This window comes from Pseudoduganella sp. UC29_106, assembly GCF_044055365.1.
In the GTDB taxonomy this organism is placed as follows: domain Bacteria; phylum Pseudomonadota; class Gammaproteobacteria; order Burkholderiales; family Burkholderiaceae_D; genus Rugamonas.
In genome coordinates this window covers 342,550-365,356 of sequence record NZ_CP171977.1, presented here as the reverse complement: position 1 = coordinate 365,356, position 22,807 = coordinate 342,550, and the positions used below count along the sequence as shown (strand labels likewise).

Genomic DNA, 22,807 nt, shown 5'->3' with positions numbered 1-22,807 from the left:
GACAGCGGCGCGGCTTCCTGCCACTAATAACAGGAGCAAGAATGCAAAACACGGTTCACTTCGTCCTGCAGGGTAAGGGCGGAATCGGCAAGACCCTCGTATCGACCGTCCTCGCCCAGTGGCTGAAGGCCAAGGGTGACACTCCGCTGCGTTGCTACGACACCGACCAGGAAAACACCACCTTCTCCCGCTACAAGGCGCTGGACGTGAAGCACATCCCCGTGATGACCGAATCGCGCACCATCGATCCCAAGCGATTCGATGCGCTGATGATCGACATCCTGGAAGAAGACGGCAACTGTGTGATCGACAACGGCGCCAATACCTTCTCGCCGCTGCTGGCCTACCTGATCGAGAACGACTGCTTCAATCTGCTGGAAGAATCGGGCCGCAAGGTCTACATCCACACCATCGTGGGCGGCGGCGATACCCTGCATGACACCGCGATGGGCTTCGTCTCGACGGCCAAGTCCACCCATGTGCCGCTGGTGCTGTGGGAGAACGAGCATTTCGGGCTGCTGCAATCGGCGTCCGGCAAGGCCTTCATCGAATCGCAAACCTATGCGGACAATTCCTCCCGCGTGCGCGGCCGCGTGGTGCTGGCCCAGCGCAATGCCGATACTTTCGGCGCGGACGTGAAGAAAATGAACACCGCCCGCCTCACGCTGGACGAAGTGAAGTCCAGCGACAAATTCAACGTGATGGAAAAGCAGCGCATCAAGGTCGTGTTCCGCGACCTGTTCGAGCAGCTCGACCTGGTGAACTGGTAAGCCGCCCATGGACCGCGCCAAATTACGCAGCCAGGTATTCGAGAAGACTGGCATCAAGCTCGATGTAGACGATCCCATTTTCGCGCTGGTGGCGCTGAACGAAGCCGTGCTGGAAGAGACGGTCGAACGGCACCTGGAGCGCATCGAAGCCGCATCGGCGGAGCTGGCGCAGCATGCGCGCTCCGCCGGCGGACTGCCGCCTGCCTCCCCGCCCCCGCCGCTTGCGCCGGTCGTTCCCTTGTCGGCGCCTGGCCGGCGGCCCATCGCCACTTCGCACGAAAGCTTCTCGGCGCGCGAGCTGCGCCTGCTGGGCGCCGCCTTGCTGGTGGCGCTGCTGACTGCTTCGGTCATGCTGGTCGGCCAATCCATGTTCCACAGCGCGCCGGCGCTGACGCCCGCCCAGCAAGCCGCCCTGGCCCGCGCCGAGAAGCTGGACAAGGTCCTGCCCACGCTCGAACCGAAAACGCGCAGCGCCGTCGAGGAAGCCCTCGCCAAACCGTGAAAGGCTGGTGTCTGCCACGATGTGGCAGACACCTGTTCCACGCCGCGGCTTAAAGCGGGTGTCTGGCACTTCAGTGCCCGACACCAGATTTCGCTTCTGGGTTGTGCTAACATATGAATACCTATTCAACTGTTAGCACCAATGGCGATCTTCACCGAAAACGACAGCTCGGTAGCGCAGCTGGCGGACCTGTTCCACCTGCTGGGCGACCCCACGCGCCTGCGCATCGTGCTGGCCTGCGTGGAAGCGCCGATTGCGGTCAGCGAGATTGCTTCCAGCCTGCAGCTATCCAGTTCACTGGTCAGCCACCACCTGCGCCTGCTGCGCGCCGCGCGCATCGTGAAGTCCGAGCGCCAGGGCAAGCAGGTTTTCTATTCGACCGCCGATGCGCACATCAGCGGCGTCCTCCACGATATGCTCGAGCATATCGCCGAACCACCCAACGGGAACGAGCCATGAGCGGCCATCACCATCATCACGGACATGGCCATGACCATGGCCACGGTCACCACCACGGAGAAGTCAGCCACGGCAAGGCCTTCGCCATCGCCATCGCGCTGAACGCCATCTTCGTGGCAGTGGAATTCTTCTACGGCTTCCTCGCCAATTCGACCGCGCTGATGGCCGATGCGGGCCATAACCTGTCGGACGTCATGGGCCTCGCGCTGGCTTGGGCCGCCGCCATCCTCGCGACCCGCAAGCCGTCCGCACGCTATACTTACGGCCTGCGCAGCAGCTCCATGCTGGCGGCCCTGTTCAACGGCATGCTGCTGATGGCCGCCTGCGGCGCGATCGCCTGGGGCGCGGTGGCGCAGTTGTTCAAGCCCGTTCCGGTGCAGGGGCTGACGGTATCCGTCGTTGCCGGCATCGGCATCCTGATCAACGGCTTCTCCGCCTGGCTGTTCATGAGCGGCAGCAAGGACGACCTGAATATCCGCGGCGCCTACCTGCACCTGGCTGCCGACGCCGCGATTTCGCTGGGCGTGCTGGTCTCGGGCGTGATCGTGATGTACTCCGGGTGGTCGTGGCTGGATCCGGCGGTCAGCCTGTTGATTGTGCTGTTCATCGCGAAAAGCACCTGGTCGTTGCTGCGCGAATCGGCGGACATGGTGCTGGCCGCCGTGCCGGGCAATGTCGATCCTGCCGAAGTGGAGGAGTTCCTGCGCGAGCGCAAGGGCGTGACCGGCATCCACGACCTGCACATCTGGTCAATGAGCACGACCGATACCGCCCTCACCTGCCACCTGGTGATGCCCGGCGGTTATCCGGGCGACCAGGCGATCGACGAGATTGCGCGCGAGTTGCGCGAAAAGTTCGCCATCCACCACACCACGCTACAAACGGAACAGGGAACGACGGAGCACAACTGCTGCCTGCAGAAGCCGGCCGAAGAGCAAGGGCACGACCACGGACACGATCATGAGCATGAGCACGACCACGATCATGACCACGGCCATGACCACGCCCACCACCATCACTAATCCGCCAGCCCCGCAAACAGGGGCGTACTGAGATAGCGCTCGCCGAACGAGGGAATCACGGTCACGATCATCTTGCCCGCGTTCTCCGGACGGCGCGCCACTTCCAGCGCCGCCCACAGCGCCGCTCCGGACGAAATCCCCACCAGCAGTCCTTCCTCCGATGCCGCACGCCGCGCCGTGGTAAAGGCGTCCTCGTTCTTCACGCAAATCACTTCGTTGTAGATATAGGTATTCAGCACGGCCGGTACGAAGCCCGCGCCGATGCCCTGGATCGGGTGGGGTCCCTTGGTCCCCTTGGACAGCATGGGCGACGCATCCGGCTCCACCGCGATGCACTGGAAGGAAGGCTTGCGCTCCTTGATGATTTCGCCCACGCCCGTGATGGTGCCGCCGGTGCCGACGCCTGCAACGAGGATGTCCACCTGGCCGTCCGTATCGCGCCAGATTTCTTCAGCGGTGGTGCGGCGGTGAATGTCCGGATTGGCGGGGTTGTTGAATTGCTGGAGCATCAGGTAGCGCTTGTCCGACGCGACCATTTCTTCGGCGCGGCGGATCGCGCCCGTCATGCCTTCGGAGCCCGGCGTGAGCACCAGTTCCGCGCCGTAGGCGCGCAGCAGCGTGCGGCGCTCCTTGCTCATCGTGTCCGGCATCACGAGGGCGCAGCGGTAGCCGCGCGCCGCGCACACCATGGCCAGGGCGATGCCCGTGTTGCCGCTGGTTGGCTCGAGAATGATGGTGTCGGGATGGATTTGCCCGGCCGCTTCGGCTGCCTCGATCATCGAGAGGCCGATGCGGTCCTTGACGCTGTGGGCGGGATTGTAGAACTCGAGCTTGGCGAGCACCTGGGCTGGTGCGCCCGCGGCCATGCGGTTGATGCGCACCAGGGGTGTGTTGCCGATCAGTGCCGTGACGTCGTTGGCAATATTCATGGTCTCCTCTCCTCCGCTGCTGGGTTGGAGACCAGTGTACCCTTATTTAACGTCCAGAAGTTCGACGTCGAAGATCAGTGCGGAGTTGGCGGGGATCATGCCCATCGAGCGCGGGCCGTAGGCCAGTTCGGACGGGATGATCAAGGTGCGCTTACCGCCCACCTTCATGCCGGCCACGCCCTGCTCCCAGCCCTTGATCACCTTGCCGGCGCCCAGCGGGAATTCCAGCGGTTCGCGGCCAGGGCCGAGGGAAGTGTCGAACTGGCGTCCCTTGCCATTCCTGGCCAGCGGACGGTAAAGCCAGCCGGTGTAGTTAACCTTGACGGTGGCGCCGGCCATGGCTTCCTTGCCTTTGCCTACGCGCACGTCGGTGACAATCAGTTGCTCGGCGGGCGGGCCGGGTTCGGCGGAACCGGGAACCACCGGGCCAGCCGGCTGTGCGTCAGCTTGCGCGGCGGCCGGATTGGCGGCTTGCGCGTCAGCCGAAGTTGCCGGCTGCGCGGCGGCGGCCGGCTGGGTGGCGGCAGCTGGCTGCTGCTGCGCCGGGGTCTGGGCCTGCGCCAGCGAGGCGGCGGCCGCACAAAATGAATGCGAACAGAACGGAGCTGCGGGTCATCGTGTATTCTCTCTTACAGGTTTCCAAGGCGGCATCATGATAGCAAATCATTCAAGCCTCAAGCTGTTTTTCGCGCTCTGGCCGGACGCACCCACCCGCGATGCCCTGGCGCGCCTGCAGGCGCCCGTCGCCGGACGCCATACGCCGCGCGACAAGCTGCACCTGACCATGGCCTTTCTCGGCCAGCAACCGGCGGATGCGCTGCCGGCGCTGCTGGATATTCTGGAAGGGGTGCCCGTGCCGCCCATGCAGCTTGTGGTCGATTGCTACGGCTATTTCAGCAGGCCGCGCATCGCCTGGGCGGGCATGACGGCGCCGCCGGCGGAGTTGCTGGCCATGCAGGCCGACCTCATTGCACGCCTCGAAGCCGCGGGGATTTCGACGGCCACGCATGGGGCGTTCAAGCCGCATATCACGCTGGCCCGCGAGGCGCGTAGCGCGCCGCCGGAGCAGGTGACCGCGCCGGTTGTGTGGGATGTCTGCGCGCTCGCGTTAGTCGAGTCGGTGACTAGCACTGGCAAGTACCGGCCAATCGGCCGCTCACACACGGCGGGGCTGGGCGCCCCCCATATGATCCGCCCTACAGGTCCAGCACAAGGCGGGGGCCGCGGGCCCAGGACACGCAGGTGCACATGCCCTGCGCGCGCATGGCCGGAGTCAGACACACATCGCGGTGGACTGCCTCGCCTTCGAGGACGGGCGTGAAACAGCTCGCGCATTCACCGCGCTTGCAGTCGTAGGAAACAAAGACATCGGCCGCGATCAGCGCATCCAGTATCGAGGTACCGGGGGCCACTTCCACCGTCATCTGCGACAGTGACAGCTCCACCGTCAGCGCCCTGTCATCGGCATGCGCGCGCTGGCCGAAGCTCTCGAAGTGCATCGCGCCAGCCGGCCAGCCCAGTCGCGCCGCCGCTGCAGCCAGGGCCTGCAACAGGGATGCCGGCCCGCAAGCGTAGAATGCGTCGCCTGCGCGGTAGGCGCCCAGCAGGCTGGCGAGATCCGTGCGGCCGGATTCCTGCGACATATGCAGCATCAGGGACAGGTGGGGAATCGCCCGCAATTCATCCAGCAGCACCAGGCGGTCAGGATTGCGCGCCAGGTAGTGCAGCGCGACTGCCCTGCCGCCGGCTCCCAGTGCGTGGGCCATGGAAATCAGGGGCGTGATGCCGATGCCGCCCGCGATCAGGAGTACACGCGGGCTGTCGGCCGACTCCCCCACGGCCAGCGGAAAACTGTTGAAAGGACCGCTCACTCCAACCCTGCTGCCCACGGTGGCCTCGTCGTGCAGCCAGCGCGAGCCGCCCCTGCCCTGTTCTTCACGCTGCACTGCTATGCGGTAGACATGCGCCGGGCCTGGTGCGCCGATCAGCGAATAGTGGTTTTCATGGGATGCGCCGCCGGCACCGGCAAAGTGCAGCACGATGTGCGCTCCCGCCTGCCAGTCCGGCATGACGCCGCCGTCTTCGCGCCGGAGGTGGAACTCCTTCACGGTGGGGCCGTGCTTGATGATGTCTGCGATCACATGGTCCAAGGCCCACACCTCAGGGCTGAACGGCCGGATTGAAGGGGGAAGCATCCAGGTATTCCCACTCCATCGGCTGCGGCGTATCGCGCAGAATCCATTTCTCGACCTTGAAATCCCAGAAACGCCGCGTGCCGCCGGTTTCGTCCTGTGGATCATCCTGGTTCCAGTGCACGCTGGCGGCGCCGGTCAGCTGCAGCAAATGGCCGCGCGCAAAATCTGGAATGCAAAGGCCCCCGCGCGGGTCGAGCCTGAAATTCCCCAGCGTGTTGAACAGGCTGTTGCCGGGATAGTCGGGGATGCGCAGGGTGTTGTCGTTCACCAGCTTGATGAAGCCGGCGCCACCGCCGCGATGTGAAGCGTCCGCACCGCTGCCGGCATGGCGGCTCGCCACGAATACGGTGTCGGCCTCGCCGATGATGGCTTCCACGGTTCCGCGCAGCACCGTGCCGTGCGCGCTTTGCACCGGCAGCCGGGCCTCGCCCAGTTGCCGCAGCTGTCGGCGCTGGATATATTTCGGGCAGTTGGGGTAGGCCTCGCGAATCTGCACGGACAAACCTTGCCCGTCCATCCGCTCCACGGCGCCATTGACGCGGTAGCGCCGGCGCGAGCCCAGCTCGATGAACAACATGCCGAGATCTGCCTGGTTGGCTATATTGGCCCACAGGGGATCCGCTTCATCCCGTTCCTTGAGCGGCGCGTCGATCAGGATGGACTTGCCGTCTTCGGTGCGCAGAAAACCCGGTTTGCCGAACAATATTGAAGCCCAGACGGCGCCCACCTTGTCTACGCTGCTCAACACGACCATGAACTGCTTGGCGATGAACGGCCGGGCGCCGGCAATCACCGTGTCGGTCATCACGGCGATGTTACGTTCCGCGATCGCGGCTTCGCCGGCGCACTGTTGCACGGCGCGCTCGCCGGCGTGAAAGCTGTCCCTGTCGCTCATGGCAATCTCCTTGAAGTGCTTGTGCGCATTGTCGGGCAGTGCGCAAGTGACGGGAATCCGGCCGGCTGCAATTCACTGTTTCGCGTGGCGCAGCAATGTGTGCGGAGTGCGGCGGTGCAGCAGCGGACTGCGATAGATTGCCGTAGCCCATGTTCTGCGAAATAATGCACAAGAATGCCCGTCCAATACGAGTCAGTATTTCGCCAGGAGCAATGAATGGACCAGATCCACCTGATGAGTGTCTTTGTCGCCGTGGGCGAAGAGGAGAGCTTCGCTGCCGCCGCCCGCCGCATGGACCTGTCGCCGGCAGCCGTTACGCGCGCCATCTCGGCACTGGAGGAAAAGCTGGGCGTCAAGTTGCTTCTGCGCACCACCCGCAATGTGCGGCTGACCGAGGCGGGACGCCGCTATCTGGACGATACGCGCAATATCCTCTCCAGCATTGCCGAAGCCAATGAAGCGGCGGCAGGCGTCAACTCGGCGCCCAAGGGCAATCTGTCGGTTACCGCTTCGGTCTTGTTCGGCAAGTCCTTCGTCATGCCGTGCATCGTGCGCTTCCTGAACGAGTATCCGGAAGTCGAAGTATCGGCATATTTCCTGGACCGGGTGGTCAACCTGGTTGATGAGGGTATCGACGTTGCGGTCCGCATCGGCCATTTGCCGGATTCCAGCCTGAAAGCACTGCGGGTTGGGCAAGTGCGGCGGGTCTTGTGCGCATCGCCGGAATACCTGGCGAGAAATGGCGTGCCGCAGCATCCGGCGGACCTGCTGCGGCACACGATTGTCGCCGCCAGCGGCGTTTCGCCGCGCGTGGAATGGAAGTTCGGTGCGGCTGACGATCCCACCATGGTGCGCACCCAGCCACGGCTGACCGTTACCAGCAATGATGCGGCCATCGATGCCGTGGTTTCGGGCCTGGGCATCTGCCGCCTGCTTTCCTACCAGGTCGCCCATGAGCTCAAGGCGGGGCGCCTGAAAATCATCCTCGCCGATTATGAGGAAGCGCCTTCGCCGGTGAACGTGCTGCATCGCGAAAGCAAATATGGCTCTTCCAAAGTGCGCAATTTTATCGACCTGCTGGTAGAGCATCTACGCGCACACCAGCATCTGAATTAGCCTGTCAGCATTTCTCGGCGCGAAACAATGAATTGAGTTCCGCACCGTTTCTCTCCCGGTTATCGATACCTAGAATGGCCTCCATCCGCTGTACGAAGCGGCGGGCCAACGACATTGACCAAACGGAGAATTGCCATGAAAGCTGCCATCATCATCCTGTCCGATCCCAAAGCCGGCGAAGACGCCCTGGGCCGCATGTTCAACGGACTGGCCGCCGCCTACGACTTCAAGCAGAAAGGCACCGAGGTCGGGATCTATTTCCAGGGCACCGGCACACGCTGGCCGGGCGTGCTGGCCAATAGCGCGCATCCTATCCATGCGCTGTACAAGGCGGTGGAAGACAAGGTGGCGGGCGTATCGTGCGGCTGCGCCGATGTCTTCGGCGCCCGCGAAGAAGTGGAGAAGGCGGGGTTCGACCTGATCACCGACAACAGCGTGCCCGGCACATCCGGACTGCCCAGCATCGCCCAGATCTCCGCTGACGGCTACACCGTTTTCACCTTCTGATCCCCTAACCAGCCTCGCCGCTTGCGGCGCCGGCAGCCCTCTGAAAGGAAGCCACCATGAACATTACCCGCATCGCTACCGCCGTGGGACTCGCCCTGGCACTCCAGGCCGCACAGGCGGCGCCGGCGCCCGACAGGGCCGCACCCAATGCCGCCAGTACCGCAAGCGTCGCTTATCGAACAGTGAAAGTCGACGGCGTGAACATCTTCTATCGTGAAGCGGGGCCGAAGAACGCGCCGACGGTGCTCCTGCTGCACGGGTTCCCCACCTCGTCGCAAATGTTCCGCAACCTGATCCCTCTGCTGGCAGACCGCTACCACGTGATTGCCCCCGACTATCCGGGCTACGGGCAGAGCGACATGCCGCCGATGGATAAGTTCACATATAGCTTCGACAACCTGGCAAACGTGATCGACAAATTCACGGTGGCGGTCGGCGCATCGCGCTATGCGCTGTATGTGCAGGATTATGGGGCTCCGATCGGGTTCCGCCTTGCTGCAGCCCATCCTGAACGGGTGTCGGCCATCGTCGTCCAGAACGGCAACGCTTACGACGAAGGCATTGCCAACGACTTCTGGGCGCCGGTGAAAGCCTATTGGGCCGACAAATCGGAGGCCAATGCCGCCAAGCTGCGCCCTTTGCTGGAACTGGGCGCGACCAAATGGCAGTACACCGAGGGTGCGCGCGACGTGCAGCACATCAGCCCGGATGCCTGGACCGTGGACCAGGCCTATATGGACCGTCCCGGCAACAAGGACATTCAGTTAGAGCTGTTCTACAGCTATGGCACCAACCCTGGCCACTACCCGGCATGGCAGGCCTATTTCCGCAAACACCAGCCGCCAATGCTGATCGTGTGGGGCAAGAACGACAAGATCTTCCCGCCAGCGGGCGCCCACCCTTACCTGCGCGACCTGCCGAAAGCCGAATTGCATCTGTTTGATACCGGACACTTTGCCCTCGAAGAGGATAGCGCGGCGATCGCGGCGTTGATGCGGTCTTTCCTTGGGCGGACGGTGAAGTCAGGGAAATAAGCCGGCGGCGTGCACACACGGCGGATCAATGATCCGCCCTACACCCCTTCGGGCCAGAGCCACCACGACGCGTAGGGCGGATCATTGATCCGCCGCACTCGCGGCGGATGCCACGGCCGGAGCGGCGGCCTGCTCTGCCAGCTTGCGCAGCAGGTGCCCGGCCGCGACCATGCCAAAGGTTGCGGTCACGACCATCGCCGAGCCGAAGCCTGCGCAATTGATGCCGGTGATGCTGGTCGAGGGACCGCGCTCATCGCCATCGACCGAGCATGCCTCGCCGGTTTCAGGGAACTTCAGCGGCTCCATCGAGAACACCGCATCCACATTCAGCTTGTTCTTCGAATTCGGCGGATAGTTGTACTGGCTGCGCAAGCGGCGGCGCACCTTCTTCAACAAGGGTTCCTGCTCCGTCTTCGACAGATCGCGCACCTCGATGCGCGTGGGGTCGGTCTGGCCGCCCGCGCTGCCGATCACGATCAGCGGAATGGAATGCTGGCGGCAATAGTGCACCAGCGCCGTCTTGGCCTTGGCCGAATCCATGGCGTCGATCACGTAATCGTAGGAGCGCGAGCCGATCATCTCGTCCAGGTTATCGGGCGTGACGAAGTCCTCGATCTGCTCCACCACGCAATAAGGATTGATCTGCGCGATGCGATCGGCCAGCGCCGTGATCTTGGCCATGCCGACGGTGCCGGACAGCGCCTGGATCTGGCGGTTGATATTGGACTCGGCGACATTATCCAGGTCGATCAGCGTCAGGCGGCCGACGGCGGAACGCGCCAGCGCCTCCACGATCCACGAGCCGACACCGCCCACGCCGATCACGCAGATATGCGCTTCACGGAAGCGGGCCAGGGCTTTGTCGCCATACAGGCGGGCGATGCCGCCGAAGCGGCGTTCGAAGTCGACATCGTGCTCGTCGACCGGCGGGGTATTCAGGGAATTCATCCCGCCATTTTACCGGACACCCGCTACAATGATTGCCTTGGTGCGACACGCCGTCGCGATTCGCCGCCTTCGCGGCATAGAGTAGTTACGTAGTACCCATCCTGCACGTCACGCGGCAAGTCATTGATTTTATTAATCTTTGACTGACATGAAAGCCGTGGGCTCCCTAGTTGCGTCCGCAATTCGGGGATGAAAACCAAAACAAACACACTGCAATAAGACCTCACGCAATTGGGATTAAATCACAAGTTCACTCGTGAATTTGATGTCAAATTGTTCAGTTTTATGTCCACAAGACAGCAAGTTTGTTGTTCAACCGCAACAAATCCAAAACAAAATTCTACCGAATTAACGTCACGGATTCCCTGCCCCCAGGGATATGCACGGTTGCCCCCAATGGGGTTCAGAAACAGGATGGACTACTCAAGATCGCGCAAACTCTGCGATACCTTGTCACACTCTCCCCATGGGAAAGAGCTGTGACCGGGTGTACGACCACTTGTCACCTACTCAGACATGCGTCTCTGGTAACGGAGGGGTGTGAAGCTCTGACGACAATGTACCCCCACATAAGTGGTGGACTCGCATGCGAATGTGGAGTTCAGAGATCGTTAGCAGCATACGGTCAAGGGGCTAGGTGAGACTGCATGGGTAATGTAATGTGAACTGATGCTTAAACCCTCGTGAACATTGACAGGCTAAAGCTGCCGTTGGCCTGAACCAAAAGGTGTGTGGTTGGTTGTTCCCGTCAAGGCTGGGAACACGTCGTCATCAAACCACCGGGGGGAGAGTCAGACCCTAAACAGTCATGTGCGGCGCAGTATGGCCGTGCTGGTATCACAGGGAACGTGGTAAGCCCGACTCGCCGCCTGCCCCGAACATCGGGACAGGCAAGCAACCCGCAAGGGGAGCCCATGGCGGAGCGGGTATGGGAGGATGGAAAAAGCGAACGCCTGCCTGTAATGGGTGGGATAGGGATTTCAGGATTTGTCCCACGCGAAAGCGGGCAGACTTCCATCTGGTGTAATAGTCGTTAGCGAACACATAGACAAGTAGGTAGATTCTTCACAATCGCCCGAAGGGATGCAGTTCTTCCCTTCGGGGCAGAGTTGCGTCTCTCGTCGGGTACCACTACGACGAGGTACAGCAATGAAAGCAATCGAACGCAAGTTAGATTCTGCGTCCTCGCACTTTCCTACGGAATGGGCCGACATAGATTGGCGGCGCGTTCAGAAGAACGTGAGAGTCATGCAGATTCGATTAACGAAGGCAACGCAGGCAGCCGACTGGCGTAGGGTGAGATCCCTGCAACGGTGGCTGACCCGCTCGTTTAGTGCGAAAGCACTGGCAGTCAAACGAGTGACTGAAAACCAAGGCAAGCGTACCGCAGGCGTGGACCGGCAGTTATGGGAAACGCCGCTGCAGAAGTTTGCAGCACTTGCGCAATTGGAGAAGCGCCGTTATAGACCCCTGCCACTACGGAGGGTCTATATCCCCAAGGCCAATGGGAAGGACCGCCCTTTGGGTATCCCGACCATGAAGGATCGAGCTATGCAAGCGCTGCATCTGCTAGCGCTCGATCCGGTACTGGAGACTGTAAGCGACCCGAACTCATATGGGTTCAGGAAGAATCGCTCAACAGCCGACGCGATGGGTCAGTTGTTCGTGAAGATGTCTCAGAAGGCTTCGGCCCAATGGGTATTGGACGCGGACATCGAAGGCTTCTTCGACAACATCAACCACGACTGGATAATCAAACATGTCTGCATGGACAAAGCGATTCTTCGGAAGTGGCTGAAATCCGGGGTCGTAGACCGGGCGCAGTTGCTGGCAACCACAGCGGGGACGCCGCAGGGCGGCATCATCAGCCCTGCATTGGCCAATTGGACGCTGAACGGGTTGGAAACGGAACTGATTAAGCACCTCGGTGCGAAATTCGGTAAGTCGAAAATCAAAGGGCTCAAAGTAGGTGTTGTGCGATACGCGGACGACTTCGTGGTTCCTTGCGGTTCATCTGAACTGCTTGAAACAGAAATCCGGCCATGGATAGAAACCTTCCTCGCAAAACGAGGACTGCGACTGTCCGACGCCAAGACCAAGATCGTGCACATCGACGAAGGCTTCGATTTCCTTGGGTGGAATTTCCGGAAGTATGAGGAAAAGATGCTCATCAAGCCGAGTAAAAAGAACGTGAAAGCGTTCTATGAAAAGCTGCGGAAATCCATCGGCGAACATCTGATGGTTCGGCAGGAGGATCTGATCCGACTGCTGAATCCAATACTACGGGGCTGGGCGCGTTATCACAGTCCGATAGTAGCCAAACAAGCGTTCTCGCGCATGGACTCGCTGTTGTACTGGCGGCTGATGCGGTGGGCCAAGCGCAGACACCCGAACAAGAACGCCGAATGGATTCGCCAGAAATATTGGCGGTCAATCGAGGATCGGAAACGGGTATTTGCTGCGGACGTGGTAACGAAGGATGGCAATAAAGGGGTAATGGAACTGTACTCGCTCGCGAGTACTCCCATTGATCGCCATACAAGGATCAAACGGGAATATCATCCCTATGACCCGCAATGGGAAGCATATGGGGAAACCCTCCGTCAGGATCGCATGTTGAAAAACATGGGCTACCGGAAGGAATGGGCGAAGCTATATGCGGACCAGCGCGGACTCTGCGCGCTGTGTGGATACGAGATGGACATGGATACAGGATGGCACGACCACCACATAGAGTATCGTGTGATGGGCGGATCCGACGCCCTTGGAAATCGAGTACTATTGCACCCCAATTGCCACACTCAAGTTCATCGTCTTGGCTTGAAAGTTGTGAAACCGGTTCCTGTATAGGATCTTTTATTATGCTTGAGCCGTGTGCGGTGAAAATCGCATGCACGGTTCTTAGGGGGGAGGGGTTCTGGTAACAGACCCTTCCTACCCTACCCAATCCAGCCATAATGCGCGCCATGAGCAACTCCCTGATCGACACGGCTCCCGGCTACGACCAGCCGATCGCCGTCCTCAAGCATTGCCACGACAAGATCCGCAAGCAATTGCAAACCTTGCAAAACCTGCTCAGCCACCTGCCCCGGCATGGCGCCGACGCAGCCGCCCAGCAGGCGGCCCAGGCCGTGCAGAAATATTTCAACAAGGCAGCACATTTGCACCACGCGGATGAGGAAATCGACCTGCTGCCCATGCTCGACGCTACTGCCGAAGGCGAGGATGCCGTCCTGCTGCGCTCCCTGGCGCCCGCCATACTTGAGCAACATCAGCAGATGGATAAAGACTGGAATATAATCAATTCACAATTGGACAAAGTTGCCAACGGTTCCAGCGCCGCCCTCGATGCGAGTGATGTCGGGCGCTTCGTACAGGCTTATACCTCGCACATGGAAACCGAAGAGGCGCACATCGCGCCCATGGCAAAACGGATTCTGAGCCCCGCGCAGATGAGCATCCTGGGCGAGGCCATGCAGCAGCGCCGCGGCCTGCTGCCGTCGTCCGGCGGCATCGCCCTGGCCGACCTGAGAATGGATTATGGGCGCGCCAGCCTGTCCGAAGCCGACACCCTGGGCGACCCGATAGCGCAATTTGCCAAGTGGTTCCATGAGGCCATGAAGGCGCAGGTGAACGAGCCGAACGCCATGAGCGTGGCCACCGTGGGCAAGGACGGGCGCCCCAGCTCGCGCATCGTGCTGATCAAGCAGTACGACGAACGCGGATTCACCTGGTACACCAATTATCAGAGCCTCAAAGGCCAGCAACTCGCGGAGAACCCGCAGGCTGCCATCCTGTTCTTCTGGCCCGAGCTGGAAAGGCAGGTGCGCATCGAGGGCCGCGTGGAACAGACATCGGCAGAGGACAGCGACAAATACTTCTACAGCCGTCCCCTGAAGAGCCAGCTGGCGGCCATTGCGTCCCAGCAAAGCCAGCCGATCGCAGACCGGGGGCAGATGGAGGTGCACTATGCCGCCGTGGAGGCGGCCAGCGGCGATAAGCCGCAGCGTCCGGCGCACTGGGGCGGCTACCGCCTGGTGCCGGACCGCGTGGAATTCTGGCAAGGCCGCGCTTCGCGCTTCCATGACAGGATTGTGTACACGCTGCAGGCCGACGGCAGCTGGACCAAGGAACGCATCCAGCCTTAAAGCCACGGGCCTCCAGCGGAACTGACCAACGGAGGCTCAATGTTTGTTCAAAACCGCATCAATGCCTGGGTCGATAGCGTCGCCACCCAGATCTCTGTGCCCCTGCGTATCGAGCTGTGGAATGGCCGCAACTTCGATTTCTCCAAGGAAGCCCCGCGCGTGACGATTCGCGTGCCGAACCCTTCGGCCGCGCGCTATCTGCTCACGCCCTCGCTTTCCAGCCTGGGCACGGCGTATGTGGAAGGCGCGATCGAGGTCAAGGGCCGGGCGGCGGACATGATCAAGGTCGTCAACGCGCTGGCGCGCAGCTCCGTCAAGACGGACGGCAAGCTGGCGCGCATCGTGCGTACTTTCCAGCACGACCGCAAGAAAGACGCGGAAGCGATCCGCTACCACTACGACGTTTCCAACGAGTTTTACCAGCAGTTCCTGGACCCGAACATGGTCTATTCCTGCGCCTACTTCGAGAATGGCGACGAGGACCTGGCCACGGCCCAGATCAAGAAGATCGACCACATCCTGACCAAGATCCGCGTCCAGCCGGGCCAGACCCTGCTCGATATCGGTTGCGGCTGGGGGGCTCTGGTGATCCGCGCCGCGCAGAAGTTCGGCGCGCGCTGCGTGGGGATCACACTGTCCGAAAACCAGTTCGCGCTGGCGAAGGAACGCGTGAAAGCAGCCGGGCTGGAGCACATGGTGGAAATCCGCCTGCAGGATTACCGCGATGTGACGGGCACCTTCGATCGCATCACCAGCGTTGGCATGTTCGAGCACGTCGGCATCCGCCACCTGGCCGAGTACTTCGGCATCATCCATCGCCTGCTGGCGGATGAAGGTGTGGCCATGAACCACGGCATCACGTCCACCGACGCGGAGAATGGCGAAACGCCTTACGGCGGCGGGGAATTCATCGATAAATACGTGTTCCCGCACGGCGAGCTGGCGCATATTGGCCAGGTGCTGAAGGCCATGCAGCAGGGGCAGCTGGAAGCTTACGATATCGAGAACCTGCGCCGCCACTACGCGAAAACCTGCGGCATCTGGGCCGAGAACTTCGAGCAGAACGAGGACAAGGTGCGCGAGCTGGGCGGCGATAAGCGCTTCCGCATCTGGCACGTCTACCTCGCCGGCTGCGCCTGGGCCTTCGAGCAGGACTGGATCAGCCTGTACCAGATCGTGTGCGGCAAGGCGGGACGCTCGGCGCAGGCGCTGCCGTGGTCGCGTGAGTATATTTATGCGGCGGCAAACGCCGGCGTCTGAGCACACACGGCGGATCAATGATCCGCCCTACAGCCCTTCGGGCCAGACCTGCGACGGCGCGTAGGGCGGATCATTGATCCGCCGTGCATCCGGTCCCGCGGCCCCGTTATTTGAGCTTGTTCGCGTAGGTTTGCCGGAACTTGGACACTTTTGGCGCCACCACAAAAGCGCAATACCCCTGCAGCGGATGCTGGGCATAGTAATTCTGATGGTAATCCTCGGCCTTGTAGAAAGTCTGCGCCGGGGACAATTCCGTAACGATAGGCGCATCCCACACATGAGCCATCTCCGCCACCACCTGCCGCGCGGTTGCTTCCTGTTCGGCGTTCTGGTGGAAGATGACGGAGCGGTACTGTGTGCCCGTGTCGTTGCCCTGGCGATTCAGCGTGGTCGGATCGTGGATGGTGAAGAAGATTTCGAGGATGTCGCGGTAGCTGATCACGGCCGGGTCGTAGACCAGGCGCACCACCTCGGCGTGGCCGGTATCGCCGGTGCATACCTGTTCATAGGTCGGGTCGGGTTGACTTCCACCGCAGTAGCCGGATTCCACGCTTTTGATGCCGCGCACCTCCAGATACACCGCCTCGGTGCACCAGAAGCAGCCGCCTCCCAAAATTGCGACTTCGCTCATACTAACCCTCCTACCATGTCAGTTTCCCTACTGTATCTCAAACCGACCCTGTATGCTTGCACTTTGCCGCCATACTGAAAATCGAGGTCGCTTTCGCCAAGGTTTTCGGAAACGGCTTTTGAGATAATTGTTTCGAATTGATCAGGTCCAGCATGAATACTAGCTCCCCCCGCGCGGAAGTGCGCGAGTTCGACAGTCCCCATTTTCGCCAGGCGCTGTCGCAATTTGCCACCGGTGTGACGGTGATTACGACGCGGCTGGCCGACGGCGGATTTCGTGGATTGACGGCAAGTTCCTTCAATTCCGTGTCGCTTGAGCCGCCGCTCGTGCTGTGGAGCCTGGGATCGGGAGCGAACAGCCTGCCTATTTTCAGCGGCAATTCGCATTACGTGATCAATGTGCTCAGTGCCGAGCAGGCTCACCTGGCGAAGCTCTTTTCCACCCGCACCGAAGACCCCTTCGGACGCGTGGAATTCGAACTTTCCCGCACGGGCCAGCCTATCCTGAAAGGGTGCACGGCGTGGTTTGAATGCCACAACCGCAGCCGCTACCCCGAGGGCGACCACGTGATTTTCGTGGGCGAGGTCGAGCATTGCGAATTCACCCCGCGCCCGCCGCTGGTATTTCACGGTGGCAGGTTTGTGGCCATCGGCGGCGCGAACACGGCGGATCAATGATCCGCCCTACGCGCCGCGGGCTCGATGCGTCGTGTTGTCGCGTAGGGCGGATCGTTTTGATCCGCCGTGCGTGACCTGAGATAGAAACTTTATTAACTCAATAGAGAGAGACAATGAGCCAGACCAAAGCCCCCTTCCACTGGGACGATCCGCTGCTGCTGAACAGCCAGCTGACGGACGAAGAGCGCATGGTACGCGACGCTGCCGCTGCCTACTGCCAGGACAAACTGGCCCCGCGCATCCTGGAAGCCTTCCGCCACGAGCGGATGGATACGTCGATCTTCAAGGAGATGGGCGAACTCGGCCTGCTGGGACCCACGATTCCCGAACAATACGGCGGTCCGGGCCTGAACTATGTGTCCTACGGGCTGATCGCGCGCGAAGTGGAGCGTGTCGACTCCGGCTACCGCTCGATGATGTCGGTGCAATCGTCGCTGGTCATGGTTCCGATTTATGAATTCGGCACCGAAGAGCAGCGTCGCAAATATCTGCCCAAGCTGGCCACCGGCGAGTGGATCGGCTGCTTCGGCCTGACCGAGCCGAACCACGGCTCCGACCCGGCCTCGATGGTGACCCGCGCCAGGAAAGTGGCGGGCGGCTACTCGCTGACCGGCTCCAAGATGTGGATCACAAATTCCCCGGTCGCGGACGTGTTCGTGGTCTGGGCCAAGGATGACGAAGGCGCGATCCGCGGCTTCATCCTGGAAAAAGACATGAAAGGCTTGTCCGCGCCGGCAATTCACGGCAAATTCGGCCTTCGCGCATCGGTCACCGGCGAAATCGTCATGGACGAAGTGTTCTGCCCGGAAGAGAACGCCTTCCCGGACGTGCGTGGCCTGAAGGGTCCGTTCACCTGCCTGAACTCGGCACGCTACGGCATCGCCTGGGGCGCGCTGGGCGCCGCCGAATCCTGCTGGCACACCGCGCGCCAGTACACGATGGACCGGTCCCAGTTCGGCCGTCCGCTGGCCGCCAACCAGCTGGTGCAGAAGAAGCTGGCCGATATGCAGACCGAAATCACCCTCGGCCTGCAAGGCTGCCTGCGCCTGGGCCGCATGAAGGACGAAGGCACGGCCGCAGTGGAAATCACGTCCATGATGAAGCGCAATTCCTGCGGCAAGTCGCTGGACATCGCCCGCGTCGCCCGTGACATGCTGGGCGGTAACGGCATCTCCGACGAGTTCGGCGTGATCCGCCACATGGTGAACCTGGAAGTGGTCAACACCTACGAAGGCACGCACGACATCCACGCCCTGATCCTGGGCCGCGCCCAGACGGGCATCCAGGCTTTCCAGTAAACCCAAGGCAGAAGCTGGTGTCTGCCACATCGTGGCAGACACCTGGGTTACGCCCTTGGTTTTTTTAGCTTCGGCAATGCGGTTTCCCGAATCGTCATAGAATTGCGGTCATCATCAAAAGACTGCAATACCATGAACCGAGTCATCCCCTTCCTTGCCGCGCTTGCCATCGCCCTGCCGGCGGCCGCGCAGTCTGATTCCGCCTGTGCTGGCGGGCTGTGCAGCGCCAGCGGACTGTCGGCGGCTACACTGGCCGATGCGGCGCGTGAACCGACGCCGCGCCCGGCGGCCATTTCGGCAGCTGAACCCGCCGCGCGCAACGCCTGGGACTTGCATATGCCGTCCCGTGCCGAAGACTATTCCTGCGCCCTCAGCTTCGGTGTCGGCGGCGAACTGGGCAAAGGCGGCTTTCTCGGCGCCCGCGCCCTGGGCCAGACGCGCGTGCTGCGCGACGGCGCCGGCAAATAAACCCAACGCAAAAGCTAGTGTCAGGCACATCGTGCCTGACACTTGGGTTACACCTTGGGTTTGATTTAGAACTTGTAGCCCACTGCCAGGCTGACCGCCACCGGATCGAGTTTTGCGCTGATCGACTGGCCGGTGTTGAAATGCGCCGTCGTCTTCAGCTTGGTCTTCACAGCGGCGACGTCAGCAAACCAGCGTTCATTGAAGCGCCAGGTTGCGCCGAGCTGGGCGCTGACGGCCCACTTCGCATCCATCTCGAAAGTCGACGGCGCTTTGCCGCCCGGGTCCAGGAAGGCGGTCAGCGTGCTGGAGCCGGTTTCCTTTTGGAAGTAGGCATAAGTGATGCCCAGGCCAACGTACGGACGGAAGGCCGAATTCGGCTGCAGGAAGCGGTACTGGCCGAACAGGGTCGGCGGCAGCGCTTCCACCGTGCCCAGTTTGCCTACGCCCTTGATCATGCCGTCGCCGACCAGGGTGTGCTTGTACGGCACACCCAGGACCAGCTCGGCGCTGATGTGGTCGGTGAACATATAGGCGCCGCTGAACAGGGGCTTGGTGTCCGGTTCCACATCCGCGGTCGAGCCCGGCAGCGTCGGTGCAGTGAATTCCCCGCTCTTCACTTTCGGCGTGATCTTGTTCACGCCAATCTTGACCATGTACTCGCCGGCCGATTGCGCCTGCGCTCCCATCGAAAATCCCAGAGCGGCCGCCAGCGCCGCCAGCTTGGCTACGTGTTGCATACGAATTTGCATAGTGTCTCCTGTGGTCTAAGGGCGATTACATCCAGCCCTTGAGGGCCATCTTTTCGGACACATAGCGTGCCAGCAGCTTGTTGTTGAATGGAGTCGGGTGGACCGTATCGGCGTAGGAATAGTGGCTCACGTCGCCGGGCTTCAGGTTGGAAGCGTTGCAGGTCAGCGAGCTGCTGGTGATGTTCTTGGCCGGCGACAGGTCGCAGGCGGGCTCGGTCACATTGGTCAGACCGTAAGGCGCCGGGTTGGTCGCCTGGTCATGGCTGACGTAGAACACATCCACCAGCTGCACCTTCGCTTCGGCGGCCAGCCCATTGGTCAGCTGGTCGTTGAAGGCCTTCACCATGGCGTTGATCAGGGCCTTGGTGTTCGCGTCCTGGGCCAGACCGCTCGGGGTGTTGGCCACGTCCGGCAGGTTGTTGACGACTACGAAGTTCGCGCCGTTAGCGATCAGCTGGCTCTTCACCAGCACCACCAGTTCCGCTCCAGCCTGCCCCATGGCGACAACCAGTTCCGGGCCGTGGGCGGCAGCGTAATCCGCGCCAGCCTTGGCACCGGCGGCCGTGGCATCTGCCTGGGCTTTGGCGACCATCGGGCCATACACGGCCGGCGAGGCAGCGGAAGTATTGCCGGCGGCAACGGCTGCGGCCACACCGGCGCCGACGATGGTGGCGCTGGTGCTGCCCGGACGTGCAGCTTCCGTGGCGATGGCCAGGCCGATTGCCTGGGCGGCCGTTTGCGGGCTCGGCGCACCGGCTGCCAGCTGGCCGGTCAGGCTGGTGGCAAAGGTCGTGTTGCCGGCGGCAGTGCCGGCCTTGGTGGCGTTGGCCCGCAGGTCGTCCAGGTTTTGCAGGACGTCGTTACCGCCGACCATCATCAACACCAGCTCATCGCCCTTGAACTTGCCGCCCACCTTGGCCAGGTGATTCTTCACCTGCGTGACGACCGGCACGGTCAGTGCGCCCACCGTTGGGTCATTGGCCTTGTTGTGCGGGCCGATCGGGTTGGTCACGCGGGAGCCGCCCTGGGCGTAGCTGTTGCAGTTGTTGTTCGTGGAGATGGGCACGTTCAGGCCCTTGCTGGCGTCGCCTTCCAGGCCGGTCATGTAGGGGCATGGCGCCGGCAGGCCAACTTGCGCAGCAATCAGCTCGGTCCAGTTGGAGCCGGTCAGGGCCTCGTTAATGGCGGTATTGTTGCCATTGATGGTGAACTTGCCGCCACCGGCAGCCTTGATGGAGCCCACGGCATAGGTGCCCACGTCGGACAGGCTATCGCCGAAAGAGATCATTGCGGAATATTTCTGTTTTGGGGTCTGGTCGCCCTCGCGTGGGCCATTGCCGCCGCAAGCCGCGATGACAGCTGCTGCCGCCAACGACAGCACTAATTTCATGTGACGCATTGTGTCTCCTGGTTAAATATTCTTGTAGCTTGCGAACGGTTGTTCTATTCGCAACCCAATTAATATGCCAGCGCTAATGAGACTTATACAAGGGAAATTTTGTAAAAACGGCAGGATTTCCGCCACTGACTAGGGGTCAGGCACGAAATGCTACATGAGGCCGCTTGCAAAGCGACCTCATGTAGCATTTCGTGCCTGACCCCTAGCGGGAGTTGAAGAATTGGCGGGCGGCGAGGAGGCAGAAGGGAGCAGCGTAGCGGGAGTGGTAGCGTTCGAAGACGGCGTCCTCAGGGGACTTGTTGTCGTCCACGGCGGAACGGCGCGCTTCGTCCAGCACGCGGGCGAAGCCCTGGCGCAGCGGGGCGAACTCATCGTCCGCCTTCGCCTCGAGATCGAGCAGCGTGGGCGCCGCCCCCTTGGACGTGAAGTAGGCGGCGGCCGCAGTGGCATTGGAGAACGGCACCGCGGGATCGGCCGCGCCGCCGCACAGCAGCAGCGGGCTTTGCGGACGGTAATTGCGCAAGTCATTCTTCAGCATCCACTTGCGCAGGTTGTTGTGCGAGGTGCAGCCCGCGCCCGGGTCGCCGTTGCAGGGGAAGTTGGCCATGTCCTGCAGATAGGCGTCGCGGAAGCTGCTGCGGATCAGGTGTGGATTGGCGAAGTAGGCGCCCGCCCCTTCCGACTGCGGCTGCGAGTCGGCCGCGAACAGCGCGCGCGTGGGTAGCTTGCCGCGCTTGAACAAATCGCTGCGCGTCATGCTGCCGGGCAGCAGCGATTCGATGCCGGACGCGTACTGGCTTTCGTACAGTTCCTGCGGCGTGCCGTAGATGGCCGCGCCTGCGCGCTGGGCCGATGTGGCGATCAGCGGCATATAGACGGTGATGCCCGCGTTCGGAGCGCCGTTGAAGACATTGTCCGAAAACTGCGCCAGCGCATAGGGCCCGGAAAGCCCGGCCGCCGCCGTCACCTTGAATTCATTGCTGTACTGCTGCTGGATGGCGCGCTGCGTGGCCAGGGCCACGAAGCCGCCCTGGGAATAGCCGGCGATGAACAGTTGCTGCGAAAAGCCCTGCTTCATGCGCGACAGGGCCACGCGGCTGGCGCGCAGCGCGTCCACCATGTCCGCCGACTGCTGCTCAGCGTTCAGGTAGGGGTGGTAAGGCAGCGAGGAGCCTTCATAGCCCGCATAGTTCGGCGCCACCACGATATAACCCTGGGCCGCGAACAGCGCCGCCACCAGCTGCGCCTCGCCGCGCAATCTCGCCATATTGTGGTCGCGCGCAATCGAGGTGCCGTGGGCATACAGCAGGATCGGGCGCTCGCCCTTGCAGACAGGGTCCTTGCCGGTAGGCGTGACAATGGCGGCGCTGGCATCGGTCGCTTCGCCACGGCCACCGATCGTGCTGTAGCGCACTGAATACGTCGTGATCGTGCAGCGTGGCTGGCCCACCACTTCGCGCAGCGCTTCGGATGCGCGCGACAGCAAGTCCGTCAGCATCGAAGGTTCGATGTGCCGCACCTTGAACACGCCAAGGCTGATCTTCTGCATCGAGGGACCGGACAGCAGCTTGCCGCGCGGCGGCGCCGGCGCAAGGCGTGCTGCGGGCGAGGCGGCAGTCACGGCGCCGGCCGCAGGCGCCGGCGGCGCGTTGGAAGGCAGCGCCGGCGTGGCGACAACAGGCAAAAGGGAGAGAGGCGGCTGTTCGGCCTGCTGCGCCAGCGCTGGCACAGCGGCGAGCATAGCCGCAAGCGTTGCTGCGAGTAGTCGTAGACGGTGCATCACAGCCTCCATGCGCAATG

Annotated in this window: 22 protein-coding genes and 1 pseudogene; 14 read left to right on the top strand and 9 right to left on the bottom strand. The window is 62.0% G+C overall.

Annotation, left to right across the window (positions count from 1 at the left end; translation table 11 throughout):
• Window positions 1-41: 41 nt before the first annotated feature.
• The 4 genes from ACHMW6_RS02175 (at window position 42) to ACHMW6_RS02160 (ending at window position 2,753) form a co-directional block, all read left to right on the top strand.
• Entirely contained in the window at window positions 42-770 is a 729-nt protein-coding gene (locus ACHMW6_RS02175) for a hypothetical protein (RefSeq protein ID WP_395405166.1), read from the top strand.
• Between the two features lie 7 nt (window positions 771-777).
• Complete coding sequence (locus ACHMW6_RS02170) at window positions 778-1,272, top strand: hypothetical protein (protein WP_395405164.1); 495 nt, start codon at window positions 778-780, stop codon at window positions 1,270-1,272.
• A gap of 141 nt (window positions 1,273-1,413) precedes the next feature.
• The gene (locus tag ACHMW6_RS02165; RefSeq protein WP_395405162.1) at window positions 1,414-1,731 is read left to right on the top strand and encodes an ArsR/SmtB family transcription factor; all 318 of its coding nucleotides are present in this window, start codon (window positions 1,414-1,416) and stop codon (window positions 1,729-1,731) included.
• Window positions 1,728-2,753, top strand: a complete 1,026-nt coding sequence (locus ACHMW6_RS02160) for a cation diffusion facilitator family transporter (protein WP_395405160.1) — start codon at window positions 1,728-1,730, stop codon at window positions 2,751-2,753. Before ACHMW6_RS02165 ends, ACHMW6_RS02160 begins: the two co-directional genes overlap by 4 nt.
• On the opposite strand, the gene cysK is transcribed toward ACHMW6_RS02160, so the two are convergent.
• Entirely contained in the window at window positions 2,750-3,682 is a 933-nt protein-coding gene (cysK, locus tag ACHMW6_RS02155; RefSeq protein WP_395405158.1) for a cysteine synthase A, read from the bottom strand. The two genes, ACHMW6_RS02160 and cysK, sit on opposite strands and share 4 nt — an antisense overlap.
• Before the next feature lie 42 nt (window positions 3,683-3,724).
• Entirely contained in the window at window positions 3,725-4,105 is a 381-nt protein-coding gene (locus ACHMW6_RS02150; RefSeq protein ID WP_395405156.1) for an FKBP-type peptidyl-prolyl cis-trans isomerase, read from the bottom strand.
• Here ACHMW6_RS02150 and thpR point away from each other — a divergent pair.
• Window positions 4,020-4,769: pseudogene (gene thpR, locus ACHMW6_RS02145) on the top strand (RNA 2',3'-cyclic phosphodiesterase); the annotation flags it as partial. The gene ACHMW6_RS02150 and the pseudogene thpR overlap by 86 nt on opposite strands.
• 109 nt (window positions 4,770-4,878) lie before the next feature.
• Here thpR and ACHMW6_RS02140 read toward each other — a convergent pair.
• Window positions 4,879-5,823, bottom strand: coding sequence for a PDR/VanB family oxidoreductase (locus tag ACHMW6_RS02140; RefSeq protein WP_395408509.1), 945 nt, complete (start codon window positions 5,821-5,823; stop codon window positions 4,879-4,881).
• 19 nt (window positions 5,824-5,842) lie between these two features.
• Window positions 5,843-6,772 (bottom strand): pyridoxamine 5'-phosphate oxidase family protein, encoded by a 930-nt coding sequence (locus ACHMW6_RS02135; RefSeq protein ID WP_395405154.1) that lies wholly within the window; start codon window positions 6,770-6,772, stop codon window positions 5,843-5,845.
• Window positions 6,773-6,988: 216 nt separating this feature from the next.
• Between ACHMW6_RS02135 and ACHMW6_RS02130 the strand changes: the two genes are divergently transcribed.
• The 3 genes from ACHMW6_RS02130 (at window position 6,989) to ACHMW6_RS02120 (ending at window position 9,429) form a co-directional block, all read left to right on the top strand.
• Entirely contained in the window at window positions 6,989-7,888 is a 900-nt protein-coding gene (locus ACHMW6_RS02130) for a LysR family transcriptional regulator (protein ID WP_395405152.1), read from the top strand.
• Window positions 7,889-8,023: 135 nt separating this feature from the next.
• The gene (locus ACHMW6_RS02125; protein WP_395405150.1) at window positions 8,024-8,395 is read left to right on the top strand and encodes a DsrE family protein; all 372 of its coding nucleotides are present in this window, start codon (window positions 8,024-8,026) and stop codon (window positions 8,393-8,395) included.
• A 56-nt stretch (window positions 8,396-8,451) separates the two neighbouring features.
• A complete protein-coding gene (locus ACHMW6_RS02120; protein WP_395405148.1) occupies window positions 8,452-9,429 on the top strand; it encodes an alpha/beta fold hydrolase in 978 nt (325 codons plus the stop codon).
• An 81-nt stretch (window positions 9,430-9,510) separates the two neighbouring features.
• On the opposite strand, the gene tcdA is transcribed toward ACHMW6_RS02120, so the two are convergent.
• Window positions 9,511-10,377 carry a tRNA cyclic N6-threonylcarbamoyladenosine(37) synthase TcdA gene (tcdA, locus tag ACHMW6_RS02115; RefSeq protein ID WP_395405146.1) on the bottom strand — a complete coding sequence of 289 codons (867 nt, stop codon included), beginning with the start codon at window positions 10,375-10,377 and terminating at the stop codon, window positions 9,511-9,513.
• Between the two features lie 1,149 nt (window positions 10,378-11,526).
• Here tcdA and ltrA point away from each other — a divergent pair.
• The 3 genes from ltrA to ACHMW6_RS02100 all read left to right on the top strand — a co-directional run bounded on the left by ltrA (window position 11,527) and on the right by ACHMW6_RS02100 (window position 15,785).
• Window positions 11,527-13,227 carry a group II intron reverse transcriptase/maturase gene (ltrA, locus tag ACHMW6_RS02110; protein WP_395405144.1) on the top strand — a complete coding sequence of 567 codons (1,701 nt, stop codon included), beginning with the start codon at window positions 11,527-11,529 and terminating at the stop codon, window positions 13,225-13,227.
• 116 nt (window positions 13,228-13,343) lie between these two features.
• Window positions 13,344-14,525: a pyridoxamine 5'-phosphate oxidase gene (gene pdxH, locus ACHMW6_RS02105; protein ID WP_395405142.1), complete on the top strand. Its 1,182-nt coding sequence runs from the start codon at window positions 13,344-13,346 to the stop codon at window positions 14,523-14,525.
• A gap of 39 nt (window positions 14,526-14,564) precedes the next feature.
• Window positions 14,565-15,785 (top strand): class I SAM-dependent methyltransferase, encoded by a 1,221-nt coding sequence (locus ACHMW6_RS02100; protein WP_395405140.1) that lies wholly within the window; start codon window positions 14,565-14,567, stop codon window positions 15,783-15,785.
• Between the two features lie 106 nt (window positions 15,786-15,891).
• Here ACHMW6_RS02100 and msrA read toward each other — a convergent pair whose 3' ends face one another.
• Window positions 15,892-16,416, bottom strand: a complete 525-nt coding sequence (gene msrA, locus ACHMW6_RS02095; RefSeq protein ID WP_395405138.1) for a peptide-methionine (S)-S-oxide reductase MsrA — start codon at window positions 16,414-16,416, stop codon at window positions 15,892-15,894.
• Window positions 16,417-16,568: 152 nt separating this feature from the next.
• Between msrA and ACHMW6_RS02090 the strand changes: the two genes are divergently transcribed.
• From ACHMW6_RS02090 to ACHMW6_RS02080, 3 genes are all read left to right on the top strand, one after another.
• Window positions 16,569-17,093, top strand: coding sequence for a flavin reductase family protein (locus ACHMW6_RS02090; protein ID WP_395405136.1), 525 nt, complete (start codon window positions 16,569-16,571; stop codon window positions 17,091-17,093).
• 113 nt (window positions 17,094-17,206) lie between these two features.
• Window positions 17,207-18,391 (top strand): acyl-CoA dehydrogenase, encoded by a 1,185-nt coding sequence (locus ACHMW6_RS02085; RefSeq protein ID WP_395405134.1) that lies wholly within the window; start codon window positions 17,207-17,209, stop codon window positions 18,389-18,391.
• A gap of 132 nt (window positions 18,392-18,523) precedes the next feature.
• Complete coding sequence (locus tag ACHMW6_RS02080; RefSeq protein ID WP_395405132.1) at window positions 18,524-18,859, top strand: hypothetical protein; 336 nt, start codon at window positions 18,524-18,526, stop codon at window positions 18,857-18,859.
• 65 nt (window positions 18,860-18,924) lie between these two features.
• On the opposite strand, the gene ACHMW6_RS02075 is transcribed toward ACHMW6_RS02080, so the two are convergent.
• The 3 genes from ACHMW6_RS02075 to ACHMW6_RS02065 all read right to left on the bottom strand — a co-directional run bounded on the left by ACHMW6_RS02075 (window position 18,925) and on the right by ACHMW6_RS02065 (window position 22,787).
• Window positions 18,925-19,608, bottom strand: coding sequence for an OmpW family protein (locus tag ACHMW6_RS02075; protein WP_395405130.1), 684 nt, complete (start codon window positions 19,606-19,608; stop codon window positions 18,925-18,927).
• Window positions 19,609-19,633: 25 nt separating this feature from the next.
• The gene (locus tag ACHMW6_RS02070; RefSeq protein WP_395405128.1) at window positions 19,634-20,998 is read right to left on the bottom strand and encodes an SGNH/GDSL hydrolase family protein; all 1,365 of its coding nucleotides are present in this window, start codon (window positions 20,996-20,998) and stop codon (window positions 19,634-19,636) included.
• Between the two features lie 211 nt (window positions 20,999-21,209).
• Window positions 21,210-22,787 carry an alpha/beta hydrolase family protein gene (locus ACHMW6_RS02065; protein WP_395405126.1) on the bottom strand — a complete coding sequence of 526 codons (1,578 nt, stop codon included), beginning with the start codon at window positions 22,785-22,787 and terminating at the stop codon, window positions 21,210-21,212.
• Window positions 22,788-22,807: the final 20 nt, after the last annotated feature.

Excerpts from the sequence above, each read along its gene's own strand:
- ACHMW6_RS02175 (WP_395405166.1), top strand. The coding sequence starts at position 42 with ATGCAAAACACGGTTCACTTCGTCCTGCAGGGTAAGGGCGGAATCGGC.
- ACHMW6_RS02170 (WP_395405164.1), top strand. The coding sequence starts at position 778 with ATGGACCGCGCCAAATTACGCAGCCAGGTATTCGAGAAGACTGGCATC.
- ACHMW6_RS02165 (WP_395405162.1), top strand. The coding sequence starts at position 1,414 with ATGGCGATCTTCACCGAAAACGACAGCTCGGTAGCGCAGCTGGCGGAC.
- ACHMW6_RS02160 (WP_395405160.1), top strand. The coding sequence starts at position 1,728 with ATGAGCGGCCATCACCATCATCACGGACATGGCCATGACCATGGCCAC.
- cysK (WP_395405158.1), bottom strand. The coding sequence starts at position 3,682 with ATGAATATTGCCAACGACGTCACGGCACTGATCGGCAACACACCCCTG.
- ACHMW6_RS02135 (WP_395405154.1), bottom strand. The coding sequence starts at position 6,772 with ATGAGCGACAGGGACAGCTTTCACGCCGGCGAGCGCGCCGTGCAACAG.
- ACHMW6_RS02130 (WP_395405152.1), top strand. The coding sequence starts at position 6,989 with ATGGACCAGATCCACCTGATGAGTGTCTTTGTCGCCGTGGGCGAAGAG.
- ACHMW6_RS02125 (WP_395405150.1), top strand. The coding sequence starts at position 8,024 with ATGAAAGCTGCCATCATCATCCTGTCCGATCCCAAAGCCGGCGAAGAC.
- ACHMW6_RS02120 (WP_395405148.1), top strand. The coding sequence starts at position 8,452 with ATGAACATTACCCGCATCGCTACCGCCGTGGGACTCGCCCTGGCACTC.
- tcdA (WP_395405146.1), bottom strand. The coding sequence starts at position 10,377 with ATGAATTCCCTGAATACCCCGCCGGTCGACGAGCACGATGTCGACTTC.
- ltrA (WP_395405144.1), top strand. The coding sequence starts at position 11,527 with ATGAAAGCAATCGAACGCAAGTTAGATTCTGCGTCCTCGCACTTTCCT.
- pdxH (WP_395405142.1), top strand. The coding sequence starts at position 13,344 with ATGAGCAACTCCCTGATCGACACGGCTCCCGGCTACGACCAGCCGATC.
- ACHMW6_RS02100 (WP_395405140.1), top strand. The coding sequence starts at position 14,565 with ATGTTTGTTCAAAACCGCATCAATGCCTGGGTCGATAGCGTCGCCACC.
- msrA (WP_395405138.1), bottom strand. The coding sequence starts at position 16,416 with ATGAGCGAAGTCGCAATTTTGGGAGGCGGCTGCTTCTGGTGCACCGAG.
- ACHMW6_RS02090 (WP_395405136.1), top strand. The coding sequence starts at position 16,569 with ATGAATACTAGCTCCCCCCGCGCGGAAGTGCGCGAGTTCGACAGTCCC.
- ACHMW6_RS02085 (WP_395405134.1), top strand. The coding sequence starts at position 17,207 with ATGAGCCAGACCAAAGCCCCCTTCCACTGGGACGATCCGCTGCTGCTG.
- ACHMW6_RS02080 (WP_395405132.1), top strand. The coding sequence starts at position 18,524 with ATGAACCGAGTCATCCCCTTCCTTGCCGCGCTTGCCATCGCCCTGCCG.
- ACHMW6_RS02075 (WP_395405130.1), bottom strand. The coding sequence starts at position 19,608 with ATGCAAATTCGTATGCAACACGTAGCCAAGCTGGCGGCGCTGGCGGCC.
- ACHMW6_RS02070 (WP_395405128.1), bottom strand. The coding sequence starts at position 20,998 with ATGAAATTAGTGCTGTCGTTGGCGGCAGCAGCTGTCATCGCGGCTTGC.
- ACHMW6_RS02065 (WP_395405126.1), bottom strand. The coding sequence starts at position 22,787 with ATGCACCGTCTACGACTACTCGCAGCAACGCTTGCGGCTATGCTCGCC.